Below are 19,936 nucleotides of genomic sequence, written 5' to 3'. Positions count from 1 at the left end.
ACTCTGCAACCTAAACCACAGGTTCGGGCATCGAACGGATGTAATCCCCCATGTACGCACCGGAGCGCCAGCAGGAGATCCTGCGCCTCGCCCGCGAGAGCGGACGGGTGGACGTGCTCTCTCTCGCCGAGACCTTCCAGGTCACCGCCGAGACCGTCCGCCGAGACCTCAAGTCCCTGGACCGCGCGGGCCTCCTCCGCCGCGTGCACGGCGGCGCCATCCCCGCGGGCCGCCTCGGCTTCGAGCCGGACCTCGCCGAGCGCGAGTCCACCGCCGCCGACGAGAAGGACCGCATCGCGCGGGCGGCCCTCGCCGAACTGCCCGACGACGGCAGCGTCATCCTCGACGCCGGCTCCACGATCGCCCGCCTCGCCGCCGACGTACCGCTGGAGTGCGGCCTGACGGTCGTCACCCACGCACTCCCGGTCGCCGCCCGTCTGGCCGACCACCCCGGCATCGACCTGCACCTCGTCGGTGGCCGGGTCCGCCACCGTACGCGCGCCGCCGTCGACGCCTGGGCCCTGCGGGCGTACGGCGAGATCCGTGCCGACGTGGCCTTCCTCGCCACCAACGGCTTCTCGCCCGACGGCGGCCTCACCACCCCCGACCTCGCCGAGGCGGCCGTGAAACGCGCGGTCGTCGCGGCCGCCCGCCGGGTCGTCCTGCTGGCCGACTCCGCCAAGCACGGGCAGGAGCACTTCGCCCGCTTCGGCGACCTCACCGACGTCGACCTGCTCATCACCGACACCGGTCTGAGTCCCGAAGACGCCGCCGCCGTCGAGGCCGCCGGCACCGAAGTGCAGTGTGTCTAGGAACGAGTGCAGATGATCCTCACCATCACCCCCAACCCCAGTCTCGACCGCACGTACGAACTCCCGGTCCTCCAGCGGGGCGAGGTGCTGCGCGCCACCGCCGACCGGATGGACCCGGGCGGCAAGGGCGTCAACGTCTCGCGCGCCGTGGCCGCGGCCGGACACCGCACCCTCGCCGTCATGCCGCTGGGCGGGGCGCCGGGCGCGCTCGTCGCCGAACTCCTCGGCGCGGAGGGCATCGAGGTCGCGCCCGTCCGCGTCACGGGCGACACCCGCTCCAACATCACACTCGTGGAGCCGGACGGCACCCTCACCAAGATCAACGCACCGGGCCCCGAACTCTCCGCCGGCGACGCCGTCTCACTCCTGGAGACCGTACGCACGCACTCGGCCGGCGCCGACTGGATCGCCTGCTGCGGCAGCCTGCCACGTGGCCTCGCCCCCGAGTGGTACGCCGAACTGGTGGCCCGCGCACACGAGGCGGGCGCCCGCATCGCACTCGACACCTCGGGCCCCTCCCTCCTCGCGGCACTCCGCGAACGCCCGGACGTGGTGAAGCCCAACGCCGAAGAGCTCGCCCAGGCCGTCGGCCGCCCCCTGGCCACGGTCGGCGACGCGCTGAAGGCGACGCGGGAACTCCGCGACGCGGGCGCGCGCACGGTGCTCGCCAGCCTCGGCGCCGACGGACAGCTCCTGGCCGGGGCGGAGGGCACGTACCACGCCACCGCCCGCGTCGCCGTCGTCCGCAGCAACGTCGGCGCGGGCGACGCCTCCCTCGCCGGCTTCCTGACGGCGGGCGGCGTGGGCCCGGACGCCCTCGCCTCGGCCGTCGCGCACGGCGCGGCCGCCGTGCAGCTCCCCGGCAGCGTCATGCCGACGCCCGCGGACCTGGTTCCGTCCGCCGTCACGGTGACCACGGACATTCCCCTGGACCGCGCCCTGACGGAGCCGGCGTCATGACCCCCGCACCTCCCCCCACCACCCCCTGCGAGCGAAGGAGCCCGCGATGAGCGAGATGATCACCGCGGACCTGGTCGATCTCGACCTGGCCGCCACCACGAAGGAAGAGGCGGCGCGTTCACTCGCCGAGCGGATGGTGGCCCTCGGGCGCGTCACCGACCTCGACGGCTTCCTCGTCGATGTCGCGGCGCGCGAGGCGCAGATGCCGACCGGGCTGGACGGCGGTATCGGCATCCCGCACTGCCGCAGCGCTCACGTCACCGAGCCGACGCTCGCGTTCGGGCGCAGCACACCGGGCATCGACTTCGGCGCCCCGGACGGCCCGGCGGACCTGATCTTCCTCATCGCCGCCCCGGCGGGCGCCGACGACGCCCACCTGACGATCCTCTCCGGACTGGCGCGCCGACTGATGAACGAGGACTTCACCACGGCCCTCCGTACGGCGACCACACCCGAACCGGCAGCAGCCCTGATCCGGGGAGACGCCCCCGCGGCGTCCTCCGCGGTGCCGGGAGGGGACGTGCCGGGGCGCTCCCCGCAGGGTGTCGAACGCAACGGGCCCGAACCGACCGCGGCGTTGCCGGAGGGTTCGGCGCCCGAGGAGACGTCCCGGCGCGGAACCGCCCCCGAAGCCCCCGCCCCCGAAGCCCCCGCTCCGGAAACCGCCACCCCGTTCAAGATCGTCGCCGTCACCTCCTGCCCCACCGGCATCGCGCACACCTACATGGCAGCCGAAGCACTGGAACAGGCCGGGAACCACGCCGGCACGCAACTGACCGTGGAGACCCAGGGCTCCGCCGGTTTCACGCGTCTGGACCCCGCCGTGATCGCCGCCGCGGACGGCGTGATCTTCGCCCACGACGTGCCCGTACGCGACAAGGAGCGCTTCGCGGGCAAGCCGACGGTGGACGTGAACGTCAAGGCCGGCATCAACCGCCCCGCCGAGCTCATCGCCGAAGTACGCGCCAAGGCCGCACGCGGCGAGGCCACTTCACCCGCGGCCAAGGGCTCCCCGGTCGAAGAGACAGGCGAGCCGGGCGAAGGCTACGGAACCAAGCTCCGTAAATGGCTCATGTCCGGCGTCAGCTACATGGTGCCGTTCGTCGCCGCGGGCGGCCTGCTCATCGCCCTGGGCTTCGCCATCGGCGGCTACGAGATCAACCAGGCCCCTTCCGTCATCGAGCACTTCGCCTGGACCGACACCACCAGCTGGGCCGCCCTGATGTTCCAGATCGGCGGACTGGCCTTCGGCTTCCTGGTACCGGTCCTGGCCGGTTACATCGCGTACGGCATGGCCGACAGGCCAGGACTCGTCCCCGGCTTCGTCGGCGGCGCGATCGCCGTCGCCATCGACGCCGGCTTCCTCGGCGGGCTGGTGGCGGGTCTCGTCGCGGGCGCGGTGGTGACGGGGATCCAGAGGCTCAGGATCCCCGCCCCCCTCCGCGGCATCATGCCGGTGGTGGTGATTCCCCTGGTCTCCTCCGCCGTCGTCGGCTTCCTGATGTTCCTGGTGATCGGCGAGCCGATCGCGAAGCTCCAGAGCGCGCTCACCGACTGGCTGTCCGGCCTCTCCGGCGCCAACGCGGTCGTCCTCGGCGCCGTCCTCGGCCTGATGATGTGCTTCGACCTGGGCGGCCCGCTCAACAAGGTCGCCTACGCCTTCGCGGTCGGCGGCCTCGCCGACCCCAACGACGGCAGCCTCAAGGTCATGGCCGCCGTCATGGCCGCGGGCATGGTCCCGCCGCTGGCGATGGCCCTGGCCACGGCCGTACGCGGCCGGCTCTTCACCAGGGCCGAGCGCGAGAACGGCAAGGCGGCCTGGGTGCTGGGCGCGTCGTTCATCACCGAGGGCGCGATCCCGTTCGCCGCGGCCGACCCGTTGCGCGTGATCCCGGCGTCGATGGCGGGCGGCGCGGTCACCGGCTCCCTGTCGATGGCCTTCGAGTGCACGCTGCGGGCCCCGCACGGAGGCATCTTCGTGGTCCCGCTGATCGGCAACCCGTTCCTCCACCTGCTCGCCGTCCTGGCCGGTACGGCGGTCAGCACGGGCCTGGTCGTCCTCCTCAAGGGACTGCGGAAGACGCCGCGGCCGGCGCAGGCCGGAGACGCCACGGAGACCGACACCAAGGTGGCGGTAGCCGCCTGACACCCGCCGTGCCCCGCAGGACAACGCGGGGCCCGGCGGCTCGACGGCCCGGCGGCCCGGCGGCTCGACGGCCCGGCGGCCCGGCGGCGCGACGGACCGGTCAGCCCACCCGCGCGCGGAGCTCCATCGCCTCGCGCGCGGCGCGCTCCGTTCCGTACACCTCGCACATGTGACGGCCGTCCGGCGTGGCCGTGTGCTCGACCTCCCACAGGCTCACCTCGCTGCCGTCGCGCAACAGGAACGCGTGCTCGTACAGCGTGAACCCGGCGTCCCGGCCCTCCACGCTGCACCGGCGCCCGAAGGCCTGAGTGATCTGGTGGGCGACGGCGCCGCTCAGACGCAGCGCGGTGTCCCGCCCCGGGCGGTCGGCGTTCTCGGCGCGGCGCAGCACACGGCGCGCGTGGTCGGCGGAGTTGTCCGGGACGAAGACGCGACGGGCGGGCGGCCGCACGGCCATGAGCGTGGCCAGGATTTCGAGGTCGGCATCCAGGTCGGTATCCGGATCGCGGTCGGGCCGGCCGGCGCCCCGGCCCGCGCCCCGCCCCGTGGCGCCGTCCCCGCCGGGGAAACCGGAGCCACCCGTACCGCCCGGGCGCGGCAGCCGGGACGCGGCCAGCCGGACCCCGTCCTCCTCCGTGTACAGCTCGTGCTGCGTGGTGCCGTCGCGGCTCGCGTTGTGCGCCAGCTCCCACAGGGTGAGGGAGCTGCCGTCGGAGAGCAGGAACGCGTGCTTGAACGTCTCGCGGTGCAGCCCCGCGCTGTGGTGCGAGGAGTGCAGGGACGTGCTGTGGGCCAGCGCGGATTCGAGCCGCTCCACGGTCGCGTCGGGCAGGTCGAACGAGTTGAGTGCGCGCCCCAGGAGTCGCTCGAGGTGCTCCTCGGTTGTCTCGTACGGATCGCTCAAGGGTCTCTCCAGGCCGTCGCCGCTTGTCACTTGCCGAGTGCTCAACGTAGCCCCTGGGTCTGACAACGTCGCCGGGTTGGGGGAAAACGAAGGAGGAGCATCCACGGTTCCCGCCCTTCCGGCCGGCTCGTCGCGCCGGTCCGTCAGTAGAGATCCCGGTACGCCGGGTAAACGCCCCCGGGCCCCTCGACCCCTTCCGCCGCCAGCACGGCCTTCGCCACCGCTCGGGCCAGCGCGTCCGCCCCCGCCCCCAGCACCTCGTTGAGAGCGTCCACGCCCGCGCCCGCGTGCGCCGCGAACCCGGGCTCGGGGGAGCCGGTCAGCAGCGGCCTCGTCCCTGTCGACAGGGCGAAGACGATGTCGCCGTCGGTGAGCAGGTGTACGGGACGCAGGGCCCGCGCGAGACCGTCGTGCGCCGTACCGGCGAGCTTCTGCGCCTGCGCCCGGGACAGTTCCGCGTCGGTGGCGACGACCGCGAGGGTGGTGTTCAGCACCGGACGCGCGGAGGCCGCCGAGCGCCGCCGCGTCTCCTCCCGCGCTTCGGCCAGCCTGCGCTGCGCCGCCTCGTGGACCTCCGCCGCCGGGCGGTCGGCCCACCCCTGTACGCCATCGCCGTATATGACACCCGTCAGCGGATCGACGGCCGAACCCGCGGCGTTGACGACCGCGAGCGCCCCCACCGTGATGCCCGAGCCGAGCACGACGGCGGCCGTGCCGACGCCGCCCTTCATCGCGCCCGCGACCGCGCCCGTCCCCGCGCCCACCCCGCCCTGCGCCACGGGTGCCCCGATGTCCGTACGGGCGGCGTCCTCGACGGCGGCCCGTCCCGTCGCGGCGTCGGGCCTGGCCCGCCAGTCGCCGCCGCGCCCCAGGTCGAAGAGGCAGGCGGCCGGCACGACGGGCACCACCTGCGCCGGGTCGGGCCCGACCCGGAAGCCCCGGCCCTGTTCCTCCAGCCAGGCCATCACCCCGGAAGCGGCGTCCAGTCCGTACGCGCTGCCGCCCGTCAGAACGACGGCGTCGATGCGCTCCACCAGATTGCGCGGGTCGAGGGCGTCCGTCTCGCGCGTGCCCGGAGCTCCGCCCCGTACCTCCACGGCGGCCACCACCCCGCCCTCCGGCGCCAGTACGACGGTGGTGCCGCTCAGCGCGCGGTCCCCCGGCACGCGTGCGTGGCCGACCCGCAGCCCGGCCACATCGGTCAGGGCGTCCGCTCTCGTCCGGTGTCCCATGGCACCCTGCGTATCACGGGACGGTCCTCCTGAGGGCAGAGCCGCCGGGACTGCCGGAAACGCCGGTGCCGCAAAGGCCGCAGACGACACCGAACCGGCCGTCCGCCGTATCCTGGAACCATGAGCACCGCCCCCGCCCACGGACCGCGCGATCCGGAGCAGACGTCCGAGCAGCAGGCCGGGCGAAAGCCACGGCCGAAGCCGACGCTGGACTTCGGCGATCCACTGGACCAGCAGTCAGCGGACGATACGGACCGCGGGTGGGGCGAGCGGCCTCCGGGCAGCGGCGGCAGCACGGCAGACCTCGCCCGATTCCTGGACGAGAAGCCGCCGCACCACCTCTGAGCGACCCGGGCTACGGCGTGCTGCCGTGGCCCGAGCCGCGCTGCGCGACCAGGGCGTCCCTGATCTCCTTCAGCAGTTCGACCTCGGTGGCCTCCATGACCTCCGCGGTGTCTTCCTGCGCCTTTTCCCGCGCCGCGCGCCGCGCCAGGTACTTGGCCATGGGCAGAACCATGAGGAAGTAGACGACCGCCGCGGTGATCAGGAAGCTGAGGACCGCGCTGAGAACGAGCCCCCAGTTGATCGGAATGCCCTGCATCACGCCGTTCTTGTCCGGCGTGCACGGCTGCTTCAGGCAGGAGCTGTACTTCTCCAGGTCCTGCGTGCCGAACGCACCGACCAACGGGTTGATCACCCCCTTGACGATCGAGTTCACGACGTTGGTGAACGCGGCGCCGATGACCACCGCGACAGCCAGGTCGATCACATTGCCGCGCATCAGGAAGGCCTTGAAGCCCGCCAGAACGCTCTGCTTCTTCTCCTCGCTCACCAGTGAGCCTCTTTTCGCATGTGCCGGGGGCGGAGCAAACAGTTCCGAAACCTATGCCAGCAGGTGAAGGGCGTGTCCAATCGCCGTCCACGTACCGGTGACATGAGAGGTCGTCAGTTCTGGTCAGCACAGCGTCACCGCCAGCCGGGAGGTCGTGCCCGCGCCGGCCAGTGCGGCGGCCGTGGCGCGCGGTACGGACAGAACGACCAGCGCTCCCTCGTCCCCGCCCGCGGAGGTCTCGCGCACCTTCGGCACGTCGGCCACACGGACACCGGCAGCCACCACCCGGGCGTCCGGCGGCTCCCCGCCCACCGCCTGGGGGCCGGCCGCCGCAGCGATCACATCGACACGGTCCCCGCGGCGCAGCAGCCGCACGGTCGCGGCGTCCGCGATCCGCACCGGTGCGGACACCATCTCCACCGGCCGGCGCTCACGCTGCCGCGCCCCGGCGGCCCCTGCCTCGCCCTGCGCCTCAGCCGGCGCCCCGGCCTGCGCCGCACCGCCCGCACGCCCCGCGTCACGCGCCCCCGAGGCGGCCAGCGCGGCGGCTGTCATCGCGAGCCCGGCCGCCATCGCCCGCCTCCTGCGCCGCACCGCGCGCCGCAGCCGGTGCCTGCCGCCGTCCACGCGCAGCGGAGAGAAGTCGGGCACACCGCACGGCTCCGGTCCGGGAACGGGCGCGGGAGGAGTGGGGGCGTAGGGATAGGGGGACACGGTGACCACCGCCTGCCATGAGGAGTCCGGCTGAACGCTCCTCACGATCCACGGTCCGCCCGGATCCTGCCGGGCCCTGTGGACGGCGCCCGGACTGTGGACAACCCGCTCACCCGCGCCCGCGCCCGCTCCGGCCCAGGCACCCGCACCCGCCCCGGCTAAGGCAGTGAGATCCCCGTGTCGACCCCGTCCAGCGCGTGCGCGCACAGGCAGTCGCGCGTCTCGTCCGCCGGCAGTGCCGCCACCGCGTCGAAGAGCACATCGCGCAGCCGGCCCACATTCGCCCCGAACACCTCGAGGACCTCTTCGTGGGAGACGCCCTCGCCCGCCTCGGCCCCGGCGTCCAGGTCCGTCACCAGCGTCAGCGAGGTGTAGCAGAGCCCCAGCTCCCTGGCGAGCACGGCCTCCGGGTGCCCGGTCATGCCGACCACCGACCAGCCCGCCGCCGCGTGCCACCGCGACTCCGCCCGCGTCGAGAACCGCGGCCCCTCTATGACGACCAGCGTCCCGCCGTCCACCGGCTCCCACTCGCGCCCGCGCGCCGCCGCGAGCGCCGCCGCGCGCCCCTCGGGGCAGTACGGGTCGGCGAACGTCACGTGAACGACCTTCGGCAGCTTCCCGTCCACCGGCGTCCGGCCGTCGTAGAACGTCTGCGTGCGCGCCTTCGTGCGGTCCACCAGCTGGTCCGGTACGAGCAGGGTCCCCGGTCCGTACTCGGCCCGCAGCCCGCCCACCGCACACGGCCCGAGCACCTGGCGCGCGCCGACGGACCGCAGCGCCCACAGGTTGGCTCGGTAGTTGATGAGGTGCGGCGGCAGGTGGTGGCCCCGCCCGTGGCGGGGCAGGAAGGCCACCCGCCGTCCCGCTATCTCACCGAGGAAGAGCGAGTCGCTCGGCTTCCCGTAGGGGGTGTCCACCTCGACCTCGGTGACGTCCTCCAGGAAGGAGTAGAAGCCCGAGCCGCCAATCACGCCGATCTCCGCGTTCGCCATGGCGGTCACAGTAACCGGGCGGGAAAACGCCGAGGACCCCGGCGTCGGAAACGGCGGGGTCCTCGCGCGGACTGCGCAGGAACAGGCGGCCTAGGCGGCCGAAGTGGTGCTGGACGAGCTGGACGAGCTGGACGAACCCGACGAGCTGCCGGAGCCCGACGACGAGCTCGTCGACGACGCGGCCGGCTTCGAGTCGGAGCCCGAGGACGAGGACGACGCTCCGGCCTTCGAGGGCGACGTCGCCGGCGTGCTGCTCGACGAGGAGCCGCGGCTGTCGTTCCGGTAGAACCCGGAACCCTTGAAGACGATGCCGACCGCGGAGAACACCTTCTTCAGGCGTCCCTCACAGTTCGGGCACACGGTCAGTGCGTCATCGGTGAACTTCTGCACCGCCTCGAGGCCTTCGCCGCACTCGGTGCACTGGTACTGATAGGTCGGCACTTGCTCCTCCTGGCACTCTCACTCAATGAGTGCTAACGACGTTCCATACTGACGCATTCCGAGAGATCAGTCCACTGTCACCGGCACTCGGTGACTCACGCCACGTGCGGCGACCCGTCCCGGAGCCCTCGGTGCGAGCCGCGAGCGCAGCGCCACCAGGGTGGCGAGGGCGAGCGCGGTGCCCACCAGCGGCACCAGGAATCCGGCGCTCGCACCGTTCGCGTCCGCCAGCCGTCCGGCGACCGTGACACCTGCCGCCTGCCCCAGGGCCACCGCGCCGGTCAGCCAGGTGAACGCCTCGGTACGGACCGAAGCGGGCACCAGGGTCTCGACCATGGTGTAACCGGTGATCAGCGCGGGCGCGATGCACAGGCCGACCAGCAGTCCCAGGCCCGCGAGCAGCGGCACGGAGTGCACCGCCCACAGCCCGGACGCGGCCAGCGTCAGAGCGGCGTACCCGACCATCAGACGGCGCCGGGGCCCGACCTTCCAGGCGATGGCGCCGCACGCGACACCGGCGAGCATGTTGCCCGCGGCGAACGTTCCGTAGAGCAGTCCGTTCGCGCCGGGGTTGCCGATCTCCTCCGAGAACGCCGTCAGAGAGACCTGCATTCCCCCGAAGACCGAGCCGATGCCGAGGAAGGCCACCGCGAGCACCCGTACGCCGGGCACGGAGAGCGCGGAGACGCGCGGCCCCTCGGACAGGGAGAGGCGCCCGGCCCGTGGCTGCGTACGCCGCTGCGCCGCGAAGAACAGACCGCCGACCAGCGTCAGGCCGGCCTCGGCGACCAGGCCGGCCGCCGGGTGCACACCGGTGCACAGCGCGGTCGCGAGGACCGGTCCCACGACGAAGGTGAACTCGTCGGTGACGGACTCGAAGGCCGCCGCGGTGGACATCAGCGGCGAGCCCTCCAGCTTGGCGGCCCAGCGTGCCCGCACCATCGGGCCGATCTGCGGAACGGATGCGCCCGTGGGAACGGCCGCGACGAAGAGCGCCCACAGGGGCGCTCCCGAGAGCGCGAGCAGCGTCAGCGTGACGACGGAGGCGGTGTGCACGAGAACGCCCGGGAACAGCACGGCGCTCTGTCCGAAACGGTCGGCCAGTTTGCCGCTCTGCGGCGCGAACAGTGCCATGGAAACGCCGGTGACGGCGGCGACGGCGCCCGCGCTCCCGTACGACCCCGTGGTGTGCTGCACCAGCAGCACGATGCCGATCGTCAGCATCGCGAAGGGCTGCCGCGCCAGGAACCCGGGCAGCAGATACGTCCATGCGCCGGGGGTGCGCAGCAGTTGCCCGTAACCGGGGCGGTCGGTCGTGACCGTGTGGGGCACGGTCCTTGCCTTTCTGCCGCCTGGTGACGCTCCCCTGTGCACGCGCGGATGGGGTGCGTGCGGGAGCCGCCGAGAGCTGTCCTCTTGCGCAGGACCGGCGGTAGATACCAGGACACCCCTGCGAGGGGCCGGCCGCCGTACGGTCGCGCCAGCTCTGCGTCAGGCAGAGTTGGTCGATCAGTAGGCCTTTATCTTACAGGTCGTCTCTGCTGCCGCACCTGTGAATGCGTACGGATTACGTCACACGGCCTGTGATCAGTGGGCATTCGCGCCACCGGTTCCCAGCCATCCGGCCAGCTTGCCGCCCTGTCCGACGGCGCGCAGCCGCCGCTCGGCGGCGTCCCGTACCGGATCGGTCGCCACCACGAGCAGTTCGTCGCCGCGCCGCAGCACGGTCGTCGGCAGCGGTACGAAGCTGGTCCCCTCCCGTACGACCAGGGTGACCGCGGCCCCGTGCGGCAGCCGCAGCTCGGCCACCTCCACGCCGTGCATCCGCGACTTCTCGGGGATCGCGACCGACAGCAGGTGCCCGCGCAGCCGCTCCAGCGGGGCGGACTCGATGCCCAGGTCGGCGGCCCCGGACGGGTCGTCGCCGAGCCGCAGCCACTTCGCCAGCCAGGGCAGCGTCGGCCCCTGGACGAGGGTGTAGACGACGACGAGGACGAAGACGATGTTGAAGATCCGGTGGCTGCCCTCGACGTCCGACACCAGGGGGATGGTCGCCAGGATGATGGGCACGGCGCCGCGCAGTCCGGCCCAGGACATCAGGGCCTGCTCCTGCCACGGGATGCGGAACGGCGCCAGGCTGATCAGCACCTCAAGGGGCCGCGCCACCGTCGTGAGCACCAGTCCCACCATCACGGCGGGCCAGAAGTCGGCCAGCAGCTCGTGCGGCGTCACCAGAAGTCCCAGCAGGACGAACATGCCGATCTGCGCGATCCAGCCGAGCCCGTCCGCGAACCCGCGCGTCGCCGGCCAGTGCGGCAGCCGGGAGTTGCCCAGCACCATCGCCGCCAGATAGACGGCGAGGAAGCCACTGCCGTGCGCGATGGCTCCGGCGGCGTACGCCGACACGGCGATCGCCATCACCGCGATCGGGTAGAGACCGGACGCGGGCAGCGCCACACGCCGCAGTGCGAACGCCCCGAGCCAGCCCATCGCGAGCCCCAGGCCCGCGCCGATCGCCAGTTCCAGGACGATCTCGCCGAGCAGCACGTACCAGTGGTCCACCGGACCGACCGTCGAGAAGGCCACCACCAGGATCACGACCGGGGCGTCGTTGAAGCCCGACTCGGCTTCCAGCACACCGGTGATCCGGGAGGGCAGCGGCACCTTGCGCAGTACGGAGAAGACCGCGGCGGCGTCCGTCGACGAGACGACCGCGCCGATGATCAGTGCCTGGCGCCAGTCCAGCCCGACGAGGTAGTGCGCGCCGGCCGCCGTGACGCCCACGCTCACCGCGACGCCGACGGTCGAAAGGACCACCGCGGCGGGCAGGGCGGGCTTGACCTCTTTCCACTTCGTGCCCAGGCCGCCCTCGGCCAGGATCACCACGAGCGCGGCATAACCGATCACCTGCGTCAGTTCGGCGTTGTCGAACTTGACGTCGAAGATGCCGTCCTGCCCTATGGCGACCCCGATCCCGAGGTACAGCAACAGGCTGGGGAGCCCGCTCCGGGACGAGATGCGCACCGCCGCGACGGCGAAGAGCAGGACGAGCGAACAGATGAGCAGGAGTTCGTTGAGCTGGTGGACAGTCAGTGGCCGTTCCTTCCGCCGCACGCCTGCCGGATCGTTCCTTCGGCGACTGGTACTTCGTTACCTTACCTAATCTTTAACGTTTCCTTGACGCCCTCGATCATCCGTACGATCACGGTTGGAGATACCGAGTCCGGAGCGCGGGAGCGCTGCGCCTATGGTTGCTCCAGCACTTCAGGACCACCCTGCCCCTCGAAGGACAGCGATGCCCGCCAACACCACCGCCTCTTCCCGCAAGAAGAAGGGGCGTCGCGCCCGTCTGCTCGTGATCGTGCTGGTGTTGGCCCTCGTCGCGGGTGTCGGCTACGGCACCTACTGGAGCATCAGCACGGTGCGCGCCTCCTTCCCCCAGACCACGGGGTCGATCGAGATCGACGGACTGACCGAGCCCGTCGACGTCAAGCGCGACAGCTACGGCATTCCGCAGATCTACGCGACCACCGACGAAGACCTCTTCCGCGCCCAGGGCTTCGTCCAGGCGCAGGACCGCTTCTACGAGATGGACGTCCGCCGTCACATGACGTCGGGCCGGCTGTCCGAGATGTTCGGTGCGAGCCGGGTCGAGACCGACGCGTTCCTGCGTACGCTCGGCTGGCGCGAGGTCGCGCAGAAGGAGTACGACACCAAGCTCACGCCGGAGACGAAGAAGAACCTCCAGGCGTACGCCGCCGGCGTCAACTCCTACCTCGAAGGCCGCGACGGCAAGGAGATCTCCGTCGAGTACGCCGCTCTGGGGCTCGCCAACGACTACAAGCCCGAGAAGTGGACGCCCGTCGACTCGGTGGCCTGGCTCAAGGCCATGGCGTGGGACCTGCGCGGCAACATGCAGGAGGAGATCGACCGTTCGCTGATGACGAGCCGGCTGAGCGCGAAGCAGATCAAGGACCTGTACCCGCCGTATCCGTACGACCGGAACGAGCCGGTCGTCGAAGCGGGCGCGATCGACGAGATCACGAAGAAGTACGACCCGAAGGCGTCACCCACCTCGGGCACAGGAACCGGTACAGGTACGGGCACGGGAACCGGCACCGGTACAGGTACAGGTACGGGCACCGGCACTGGTACAGGTACGGGCACCGGCACCGGCACCGGCACCGGCACCGGCACCGGTACAGGAACCGGCAGCACCCCCGCCACCGCCGCCCAGGGCTTCCAGGCCCAGCTCTCCGGCGTCTCCGACGCCCTCGACGAGATCCCGGCCCTGCTCGGCCCCAGCGGCAGCGGCATCGGCTCCAACTCCTGGGTCGTCTCCGGCAAGTACACGACGACCAAGAAGCCGCTGCTCGCCAACGATCCGCACCTGGCGCCCCAGCTGCCCTCGCTCTGGTACCAGATGGGCCTGCACTGCCGGAAGGTCTCCGCGACCTGCCAGTACGACACCGCGGGCTACACCTTCTCCGGCATGCCCGGCGTGATAATCGGTCACAACCAGAACATCGCCTGGGGCTTCACCAACCTCGGCGCCGACGTCACCGACCTCTACCTGGAGAAGGTCTCCGACGACGGCTACCTCTACGACGGCCGCACGAAGCCCTTCACGACCCGCGAGGAGACCATCAAGGTCGCCGGCGGCAAGCCGAAGAAGATCACCGTCCGCTCCACCGGCAACGGACCGCTGGTCTCCGACCGCAGCGACGAGCTCGGGAAGGTCGGCGAGAAGGCCCCGGTCACCAACGCCGCCCCCGACCGCGGCGAAGGCTACGGAATCTCCCTCAGGTGGACCGCGCTGATGCCCGGCAAGTCCATGGACGCCGTGTTCGAGCTGAACCGGGCCACGGACTTCAAGAGCTTCCGCGCCGCCGCCGCCCACTTCGAGGTCCCGTCCCAGAACCTCGTCTACGCCGACACCCGGGGCCACATCGGCTACCAGGCCCCCGGCCGCGTCCCGGTCCGGGGCGCCGGCCACGACGGCACCATGCCCGCCGCCGGCTGGGACTCGCGCAACAACTGGAAGAGCTTCATTCCGCAGGCCGAGCTGCCGTACGAGTACGACCCGGAGCGCGGCTACATCGTCACCGCCAACCAGGCCGTGATCGACGAGGAGAAGTACCCGTACCTCCTCACCGAGGACTGGGGCTACGGCGCGCGCAGCCAGCGCATCAACGACCTCATCGAGTCGAAGATCGCCGACGGCGGCAAGATCTCGACCGAGGACATGCGCACCATGCAGACGGACAACAGCAGCGAGATCGCCAAGCTGCTCACGCCCTACCTGTTGAAGATCGACGTGTCGGACCCGGACGTCCGCGAGACGCAGAAGCTGCTCGAAGGCTGGGACTACACCCAGGAGCCGGACTCGGCGGGCGCCGCGTACTTCAACGCCGTGTGGCGCAACGTCCTCAAGCTCGCCTTCGGCAACAAGCTGCCCAAGGAGCTGCGGATCAAGGGGCAGTGCCTCAGTGTCCGTCCCGCCGACAGCACGGCCCCGCTCGACGACCTCGACGAGCGCGTGCGCGAGTGCGGGCAGCGCTCCAAGGACTCGGCGCAGCCGGACGGCGGCGACCGCTGGTACGAGGTCGTCCGCACGATCCTGGGGGACGAGAAGAACGAGTGGTGGCAGACGCCGAAGACCCGTCTGGACAAGGCGACCGACACCCGGGACGAGCTGCTCGCCCGCGCGCTGAAGGACGCCCGCTGGGAGCTGACGGCCAAGCTCGGCAAGGACATCGACTCCTGGAGCTGGGGCCGCCTGCACCAGCTCACGCTGAAGAACCAGACCCTGGGCACCAGCGGCCCCGGCGCTCTCCAGTGGCTGCTCAACCGCGGCCCCTGGAACCTGGGCGGCGGCGAGGCGTCGGTCAACGCCACCGGCTGGAACGCGGCGGGCGGCTACGAGGTCATGTGGGTGCCGTCCATGCGGATGGTCGTGAACCTCGGCAACCTCGACAGGTCCCGCTGGATCAACCTCACCGGCGCGTCGGGCCATGCGTACAGCGCGCACTACACCGACCAGACCGACAAGTGGGCCAAGGGCGAGCTGCTCGACTGGGCGTTCCACAAGGAGGCGGTCGAGAAGAGCACCACCGACACACTGGTGCTCAGACCGTAGGGCGTCAGGCCGTGAAGCGCCTGACGCCGGCCGGTGTCACCACGGCGCTCACGAGGTGGTCGTGCGGTTCCCTCGGGACCCGCGCGACCACCTCTTCGTCGTACAGGAGCACCACCAGGTGAGGGTGCGCGCCCGCCGCCTCCAGCCGGGCGAGCACCCGGTCGTACGATCCGCCGCCACGCCCGAGCCGCACCCCGCGTCCGTCCACCGCGAGCCCGGGCAGCAGCACCGCGTCGGCCTCCGCCACGGCCTGTACGCCGAGCCGCGCGCCCTGCGGCTCCAGGAGCCCGAGCCGGGCGCGCGCGAGCCGCTCCGCGCCCTCGTACGGGGCCCAGTCCAGGTCGTTGTCCGCGAGGAGCACGGGAAGCAGCACCCGGACGCCCCGCGCGCGCAGCGCGTCCAGCAGCGCCCGGGTGCCGGGCTCCCTTCCGACCGACACGTACGCGGCGACCGTCCCGGCGTCGGCGAGCTCCGGCAGCTCCAGCGCCGCGCGGGCCAGGGCCGCACCGGCCTTCTCCACGTCATCCCCGGTCAACCGGGACCTCATGTCGAGTAGTTCTCGTCGCAACCCGGCCTTGCCAGACTCGTCACACATCACCATGACTCCACAAATCGCCCTTATAAGAATTTACTGACCGAAAGCTCATCTTCCGCCCATAGTCAACGGATATCGTTCTGACCATGACTCAGTCGCACCCCGGGATCAGCAAGGCTGTCATCCCTGCCGCCGGCCTCGGCACGAGGTTCCTGCCGGCGACAAAGGCCACTCCGAAGGAGATGCTGCCTGTCGTCGACAAGCCCGCCATCCAGTACGTGGTCGAGGAGGCGGTGGCCGCGGGTCTTTCCGACGTCCTCATGATCACCGGGCGCAACAAGCGCCCGCTGGAGGACCACTTCGACCGCAACTACGAGCTGGAGTCGGCCCTCGGCCGCAAGGGCGACGCCGAACGCCTCGCCAGAGTGCAGGAGTCGAGCGACCTCGCCACCATGCACTACGTCCGCCAGGGCGACCCCAGGGGCCTCGGCCACGCCGTCCTGTGCGCCGCGCCGCACGTCGGCGACCAGCCCTTCGCCGTACTCCTCGGTGACGACCTGATCGACCCGCGCGACCCCCTGCTGGCCCGGATGATCGAGATCCAGGAGCAGTACGGCGGCAGTGTCGTCGCTCTCATGGAGGTCGACCCCGCCCAGATCCACCTGTACGGATCGGCGGCCGTCGAACCGACCGTCGAAGGCGACGTCGTACGGGTCACCGGACTGGTCGAGAAGCCCGACCGGGCCGACGCGCCCAGCAACTACGCGGTCATCGGCCGCTATGTGCTGGATCCGGCCGTTTTCGGCATACTGCGCAAGACCGAGCCGGGCCGCGGCGGCGAGATCCAGCTCACCGACGCGCTCCAGCACCTGGCCGAGATGTATGAATCAGCGGCCGACGCCGCGGGGAAGGCCGGCGGCCCGGTGCACGGCGTCGTCTTCAAGGGCCGCCGCTATGACACCGGTGACCGGGGTGACTATCTGCGTGCCATTGTCAGACTCGCATGCGAACGTGAGGACCTGGGCCCGGAGTTCCGGACCTGGCTTCGCCGTTACGTGACCGAGGAGATGTAACACCTTGAGCAGCACGATCTGGTCTGTCGACGAACACCTAGAGGACATCCTCGCCACGGTCAAGCCGCTCGAACCCATCGAGCTGCAGCTCCCGGACGCGCAGGGCTGTGTCCTCGTCGAGGACGTCATGGTCCGGATCGCGCTGCCGCCCTTCGACAACAGTTCGATGGACGGGTACGCGGTCCGCACGAGCGACGTGGCGGGCGCCAGCGAGGAGTTCCCCGCCGTCCTCACCGTCGTCGGCGACGTGGCGGCGGGCAGCGGCCGGACGCTCATGGTCGGCCCGGGCGAGGCCGCCCGCATCATGACCGGCGCCCCGCTGCCGCCCGGCGCCGAGGCCGTCGTCCCGGTCGAGTGGACCGACGGCGGCACGGGCGGCGGCCCGGCCGCCACCATGCGCGCCGCGAGCGGTGCCCCCGAGGGCGCGTCCGGCGAGGTCCGCGTCCACCGCCCCGCCGAGGCACGGGCGCACGTCCGCGCGCGCGGCAGCGACGTCCAGGCCGGCGACCTCGCCCTGGAGGCCGGTACGGTCCTGGGCCCGCCCCAGATCGGCCTGCTCGCCGCCATCGGCCGCGCCACCGTCAAGGTCCGGCCCCGCCCCCGCGTCGTCGTCCTGTCGACCGGCAGCGAACTGGTCCAGCCCGGCCTGGAGCTGGCCACGGGTCAGATCTACGACTCCAACAGCTTCGCGCTGACCGCCGCCGCCCGCGACGCCGGAGCCATCGCCTACCGCGTCGGCGCCGTCACCGACGACGCCGAGACGCTCCGCGCCACCATCGAGGACCAGCTGATCCGCGCCGACATGATCGTCACGACCGGCGGCGTCAGCGTCGGCGCGTACGACGTCGTCAAGGAGGCGCTGTCCTCCGTGGGCGACGAGGACGAGCCCGGCAGCGGCATCGACTTCCGCAAGCTCGCCATGCAGCCGGGCAAGCCCCAGGGCTTCGGCTCCATCGGCCCCGAGCACACGCCGCTGCTCGCCCTCCCCGGCAACCCGGTCTCCTCGTACGTCTCCTTCGAGCTCTTCGTACGTCCGGCGATCCGCGCCCTGATGGGCCTGAAGGACGTGCACCGCCCGAAGATCCGCGCCGCCCTGAGCGCCGGCGAGCCGCTCTCCTCGCCCGCCGGGAAGCGCCAGTTCCTGCGCGGTACGTACGACGAGGAGTCGGGCACCGTCACCCCCGTCGGCGGCGCCGGATCGCATCTGATCGCCGCCCTCGCCCGCGCGAACGCCCTGATCACGGTCCCGGAGGACGTCACCGAGGTCGAGCCCGCCACCGAGGTCGACGTGGTCCTGCTCGGCTGACCGGGGGCCGGTGGGAGTACCGTGTCTGCCCTCACAGGCCCTGACCGGGAGCACCACACGTAATGAGTACGCACGAACGGCTCACGCACATCGACGAGGCGGGGGCGGCCCGCATGGTCGACGTCTCGGCCAAGGACGTCACCGCGCGCACCGCGCGCGCCACCGGGCGCGTCCTCGTCGCGCCGCGCGTCGTCGAACTGCTGCGCGGCGAGGGTGTCCCCAAGGGGGACGCCCTCGCCACCGCCCGTATCGCCGGAATCATGGGCGCCAAGCGCACGCCCGACCTGATCCCGCTCTGCCACCCGCTCGCGCTCTCCGGCGTGAAGCTCGACCTCACGGTCGCCGACGACGCCGTCGAGATCGCCGCCACGGTGCGTACGACGGACCGTACGGGCGTCGAGATGGAGGCGCTGACCGCCGTCACGGTCGCCGCGCTCACCGTGATCGACATGGTGAAGGCGGTCGACAAGGGCGCGGTCATCACCGACGTGCGGGTCGAGGAGAAGACGGGCGGAAAGTCCGGCGACTGGAGCCGCTCATGAGCCCCGCCCCCCGAGCCGGAGAGGTGTACGGCCACGGACACGGTCATGACCACGGCCACGGCCCGGCGGCCGGACCCGCCCCGGTCCCCGCCCCGCCCCTCGCGCCGGACGCCGTCGCCCTGTCGCGGCCGCCGCGCCGCGCCCTCGTCGTGACGGCCTCCAACCGCGCCTCCGCCGGCGTCTACGCCGACCGGGGCGGCCCGATCCTCGCCGAGGGCCTGCGCGCCCTGGGCTTCGAGGTCGAGGGGCCGCTGGTGGTCCCCGACGGCGATCCGGTGGAGCGGGCCCTGCGCGACGGGGTCACCGCCGCGTACGACGTCATCCTCACCACGGGCGGCACCGGCATCTCACCGACCGACCGCACCCCCGACGCCACCCGCCGCGTCCTCGACTACGACATCCCCGGCATCCCCGAGGCGATCCGCGCCGAGGGCCTGGCGAAGGTCCCGACCGCCGCGCTCTCCCGCGGTCTGGCGGGCGTCGCCGGCCGGACCCTGATCGTGAACCTGCCGGGTTCCACCGGTGGTGTACGGGACGGACTCGCGGTCCTGGAGCGCCTTCTGCTCCACGCCGTGGACCAGATCCGGGGTGGCGACCACCCCGGGTCCGGATCAGGTTCCCCCCGACCGGGGAGCCCGAGCTGAACGTTTCGTCCTGGCCCGTCGAGCTGGCGGACGGAGATGTCGCCCTCCGCCCGATAAGACTTCGCGACCAGCGGGCCTGGCGCGAGGTGAACCGGCGCAACCGCGAGTGGCTGCGCCCCTGGGAGGCGACGATCCCGCCACCCGCGCCCGCGGGCCCGGTGGCCCAGCGGCCGACGTACCGTCAGATGGTCCGCCACCTGCGCTCCGAGGCCAACGCGGGCCGGATGCTGCCCTTCGTCATCGAGTACCGGGGGCAGCTGGCCGGCCAGTTGACGGTCGCCGGGATCACCTGGGGATCGATGTGCTCGGGGCACGTCGGTTACTGGGTCGACCGCGAGGTGGCGGGCCGCGGCGTGATGCCGACGGCCGTCGCCCTCGCCGTGGACCACTGCTTCCGTACGGTCGGTCTGCACCGCATCGAGGTCTGTATTCGTCCCGAGAACGGGCCCAGTCGCAGGGTCGTGGAGAAACTCGGATTCCGCGAGGAGGGGCTGCGGCCCCGATATCTCCACATCGACGGCGGGTGGCGTGACCATCTGGTCTACGCGCTCACGGCGGAAGAAGTCCCCGGGGGGCTGCTCGACCGCTGGCACCAGGCACGATCCGGCCCACCCCGTAAATGAAATAAGTGTTCGAATTTGATCGGCCGTTGACTGTAAAAGCA

19 protein-coding genes are annotated in these 19,936 nt (G+C 71.8%); 10 read left to right on the top strand and 9 right to left on the bottom strand.

Annotated features, from left to right (window positions below; genetic code table 11):
* Nucleotides 1-50 precede the first annotated feature (50 nt).
* The 3 genes from ABD374_RS19330 to ABD374_RS19320 are packed head-to-tail and all read left to right on the top strand — an operon-like array spanning nucleotide 51 to nucleotide 3,918.
* Nucleotides 51-812 carry a DeoR/GlpR family DNA-binding transcription regulator gene (locus ABD374_RS19330; protein ID WP_344496804.1) on the top strand — a complete coding sequence of 254 codons (762 nt, stop codon included), beginning with the start codon at nucleotides 51-53 and terminating at the stop codon, nucleotides 810-812.
* 12 nt (nucleotides 813-824) lie between these two features.
* Nucleotides 825-1,772, top strand: coding sequence for a 1-phosphofructokinase (pfkB, locus tag ABD374_RS19325; protein ID WP_344496803.1), 948 nt, complete (start codon nucleotides 825-827; stop codon nucleotides 1,770-1,772).
* 46 nt (nucleotides 1,773-1,818) lie between these two features.
* Complete coding sequence (locus tag ABD374_RS19320; protein WP_344496802.1) at nucleotides 1,819-3,918, top strand: PTS fructose transporter subunit IIABC; 2,100 nt, start codon at nucleotides 1,819-1,821, stop codon at nucleotides 3,916-3,918.
* Nucleotides 3,919-4,018: 100 nt separating this feature from the next.
* Here the strand turns inward: ABD374_RS19320 and ABD374_RS19315 are convergent, their stop codons facing one another.
* Both ABD374_RS19315 and ABD374_RS19310 read right to left on the bottom strand, forming a co-directional pair.
* The gene (locus ABD374_RS19315) at nucleotides 4,019-4,822 is read right to left on the bottom strand and encodes a DUF6227 family protein (RefSeq protein WP_344496801.1); all 804 of its coding nucleotides are present in this window, start codon (nucleotides 4,820-4,822) and stop codon (nucleotides 4,019-4,021) included.
* A gap of 143 nt (nucleotides 4,823-4,965) precedes the next feature.
* Nucleotides 4,966-6,054, bottom strand: a complete 1,089-nt coding sequence (locus tag ABD374_RS19310) for a P1 family peptidase (RefSeq protein ID WP_344496800.1) — start codon at nucleotides 6,052-6,054, stop codon at nucleotides 4,966-4,968.
* Between the two features lie 120 nt (nucleotides 6,055-6,174).
* On the opposite strand from ABD374_RS19310, the gene ABD374_RS19305 reads away from it, so the two are divergent.
* Nucleotides 6,175-6,399: a hypothetical protein gene (locus ABD374_RS19305; RefSeq protein WP_344496799.1), complete on the top strand. Its 225-nt coding sequence runs from the start codon at nucleotides 6,175-6,177 to the stop codon at nucleotides 6,397-6,399.
* 10 nt (nucleotides 6,400-6,409) lie between these two features.
* Here the strand turns inward: ABD374_RS19305 and mscL are convergent, their stop codons facing one another.
* The 6 genes from mscL to ABD374_RS19275 all read right to left on the bottom strand — a co-directional run bounded on the left by mscL (nucleotide 6,410) and on the right by ABD374_RS19275 (nucleotide 12,126).
* Nucleotides 6,410-6,886, bottom strand: coding sequence for a large conductance mechanosensitive channel protein MscL (gene mscL, locus ABD374_RS19300; RefSeq protein WP_344496798.1), 477 nt, complete (start codon nucleotides 6,884-6,886; stop codon nucleotides 6,410-6,412).
* A gap of 123 nt (nucleotides 6,887-7,009) precedes the next feature.
* Nucleotides 7,010-7,645 carry a hypothetical protein gene (locus tag ABD374_RS19295; protein ID WP_425577269.1) on the bottom strand — a complete coding sequence of 212 codons (636 nt, stop codon included), beginning with the start codon at nucleotides 7,643-7,645 and terminating at the stop codon, nucleotides 7,010-7,012.
* A 113-nt stretch (nucleotides 7,646-7,758) separates the two neighbouring features.
* Nucleotides 7,759-8,592: an S-methyl-5'-thioadenosine phosphorylase gene (locus ABD374_RS19290; protein WP_344496797.1), complete on the bottom strand. Its 834-nt coding sequence runs from the start codon at nucleotides 8,590-8,592 to the stop codon at nucleotides 7,759-7,761.
* A 90-nt stretch (nucleotides 8,593-8,682) separates the two neighbouring features.
* The gene (locus tag ABD374_RS19285) at nucleotides 8,683-9,033 is read right to left on the bottom strand and encodes an FmdB family zinc ribbon protein (RefSeq protein WP_344496796.1); all 351 of its coding nucleotides are present in this window, start codon (nucleotides 9,031-9,033) and stop codon (nucleotides 8,683-8,685) included.
* A gap of 66 nt (nucleotides 9,034-9,099) precedes the next feature.
* Nucleotides 9,100-10,365, bottom strand: coding sequence for an MFS transporter (locus tag ABD374_RS19280; protein WP_344496795.1), 1,266 nt, complete (start codon nucleotides 10,363-10,365; stop codon nucleotides 9,100-9,102).
* Between the two features lie 255 nt (nucleotides 10,366-10,620).
* Nucleotides 10,621-12,126, bottom strand: coding sequence for a potassium/proton antiporter (locus ABD374_RS19275; RefSeq protein WP_344496936.1), 1,506 nt, complete (start codon nucleotides 12,124-12,126; stop codon nucleotides 10,621-10,623).
* 202 nt (nucleotides 12,127-12,328) lie between these two features.
* On the opposite strand from ABD374_RS19275, the gene ABD374_RS19270 reads away from it, so the two are divergent.
* Complete coding sequence (locus ABD374_RS19270; RefSeq protein WP_344496794.1) at nucleotides 12,329-15,172, top strand: penicillin acylase family protein; 2,844 nt, start codon at nucleotides 12,329-12,331, stop codon at nucleotides 15,170-15,172.
* Nucleotides 15,173-15,176: 4 nt separating this feature from the next.
* Here the strand turns inward: ABD374_RS19270 and ABD374_RS19265 are convergent, their stop codons facing one another.
* Nucleotides 15,177-15,773, bottom strand: coding sequence for a 5-formyltetrahydrofolate cyclo-ligase (locus tag ABD374_RS19265; RefSeq protein ID WP_344496793.1), 597 nt, complete (start codon nucleotides 15,771-15,773; stop codon nucleotides 15,177-15,179).
* 80 nt (nucleotides 15,774-15,853) lie between these two features.
* On the opposite strand from ABD374_RS19265, the gene galU reads away from it, so the two are divergent.
* The 5 genes from galU to ABD374_RS19240 all read left to right on the top strand — a co-directional run bounded on the left by galU (nucleotide 15,854) and on the right by ABD374_RS19240 (nucleotide 19,895).
* Nucleotides 15,854-16,780 (top strand): UTP--glucose-1-phosphate uridylyltransferase GalU, encoded by a 927-nt coding sequence (gene galU, locus ABD374_RS19260; protein WP_344496792.1) that lies wholly within the window; start codon nucleotides 15,854-15,856, stop codon nucleotides 16,778-16,780.
* 4 nt (nucleotides 16,781-16,784) lie between these two features.
* Complete coding sequence (gene glp, locus ABD374_RS19255; RefSeq protein ID WP_344496791.1) at nucleotides 16,785-18,086, top strand: molybdotransferase-like divisome protein Glp; 1,302 nt, start codon at nucleotides 16,785-16,787, stop codon at nucleotides 18,084-18,086.
* 62 nt (nucleotides 18,087-18,148) lie between these two features.
* A complete protein-coding gene (gene moaC / locus ABD374_RS19250) occupies nucleotides 18,149-18,628 on the top strand; it encodes a cyclic pyranopterin monophosphate synthase MoaC (RefSeq protein WP_093800458.1) in 480 nt (159 codons plus the stop codon).
* On the top strand, nucleotides 18,625-19,272 hold the full coding sequence (locus ABD374_RS19245; RefSeq protein ID WP_344496790.1) for a MogA/MoaB family molybdenum cofactor biosynthesis protein: 648 nt from the start codon (nucleotides 18,625-18,627) through the stop codon (nucleotides 19,270-19,272). Before moaC ends, ABD374_RS19245 begins: the two co-directional genes overlap by 4 nt.
* A complete protein-coding gene (locus tag ABD374_RS19240) occupies nucleotides 19,269-19,895 on the top strand; it encodes a GNAT family N-acetyltransferase (protein ID WP_344496935.1) in 627 nt (208 codons plus the stop codon). The genes ABD374_RS19245 and ABD374_RS19240 overlap by 4 nt, the downstream gene beginning before the upstream one ends.
* Nucleotides 19,896-19,936 lie beyond the last annotated feature (41 nt).

This window comes from Streptomyces enissocaesilis, assembly GCF_039533765.1.
Lineage (GTDB): Bacteria > Actinomycetota > Actinomycetes > Streptomycetales > Streptomycetaceae > Streptomyces > Streptomyces enissocaesilis.
The sequence above is the reverse complement of the archived record's forward strand: the minus strand, read 5'-3'. Positions and strand labels throughout refer to the sequence as shown.

Bases quoted from the DNA above. Each gene is read 5' to 3' on its own strand.
- ABD374_RS19270 (WP_344496794.1), top strand. From the start codon at position 12,329: ATGCCCGCCAACACCACCGCCTCTTCCCGCAAGAAGAAGGGGCGTCGC.
- ABD374_RS19265 (WP_344496793.1), bottom strand. From the start codon at position 15,773: ATGGTGATGTGTGACGAGTCTGGCAAGGCCGGGTTGCGACGAGAACTA.
- ABD374_RS19330 (WP_344496804.1), top strand. From the start codon at position 51: ATGTACGCACCGGAGCGCCAGCAGGAGATCCTGCGCCTCGCCCGCGAG.
- ABD374_RS19245 (WP_344496790.1), top strand. From the start codon at position 18,625: ATGAGCCCCGCCCCCCGAGCCGGAGAGGTGTACGGCCACGGACACGGT.
- ABD374_RS19310 (WP_344496800.1), bottom strand. From the start codon at position 6,054: ATGGGACACCGGACGAGAGCGGACGCCCTGACCGATGTGGCCGGGCTG.
- ABD374_RS19305 (WP_344496799.1), top strand. From the start codon at position 6,175: ATGAGCACCGCCCCCGCCCACGGACCGCGCGATCCGGAGCAGACGTCC.
- pfkB (WP_344496803.1), top strand. From the start codon at position 825: ATGATCCTCACCATCACCCCCAACCCCAGTCTCGACCGCACGTACGAA.
- galU (WP_344496792.1), top strand. From the start codon at position 15,854: ATGACTCAGTCGCACCCCGGGATCAGCAAGGCTGTCATCCCTGCCGCC.
- ABD374_RS19320 (WP_344496802.1), top strand. From the start codon at position 1,819: ATGAGCGAGATGATCACCGCGGACCTGGTCGATCTCGACCTGGCCGCC.
- ABD374_RS19290 (WP_344496797.1), bottom strand. From the start codon at position 8,592: ATGGCGAACGCGGAGATCGGCGTGATTGGCGGCTCGGGCTTCTACTCC.
- moaC (WP_093800458.1), top strand. From the start codon at position 18,149: ATGAGTACGCACGAACGGCTCACGCACATCGACGAGGCGGGGGCGGCC.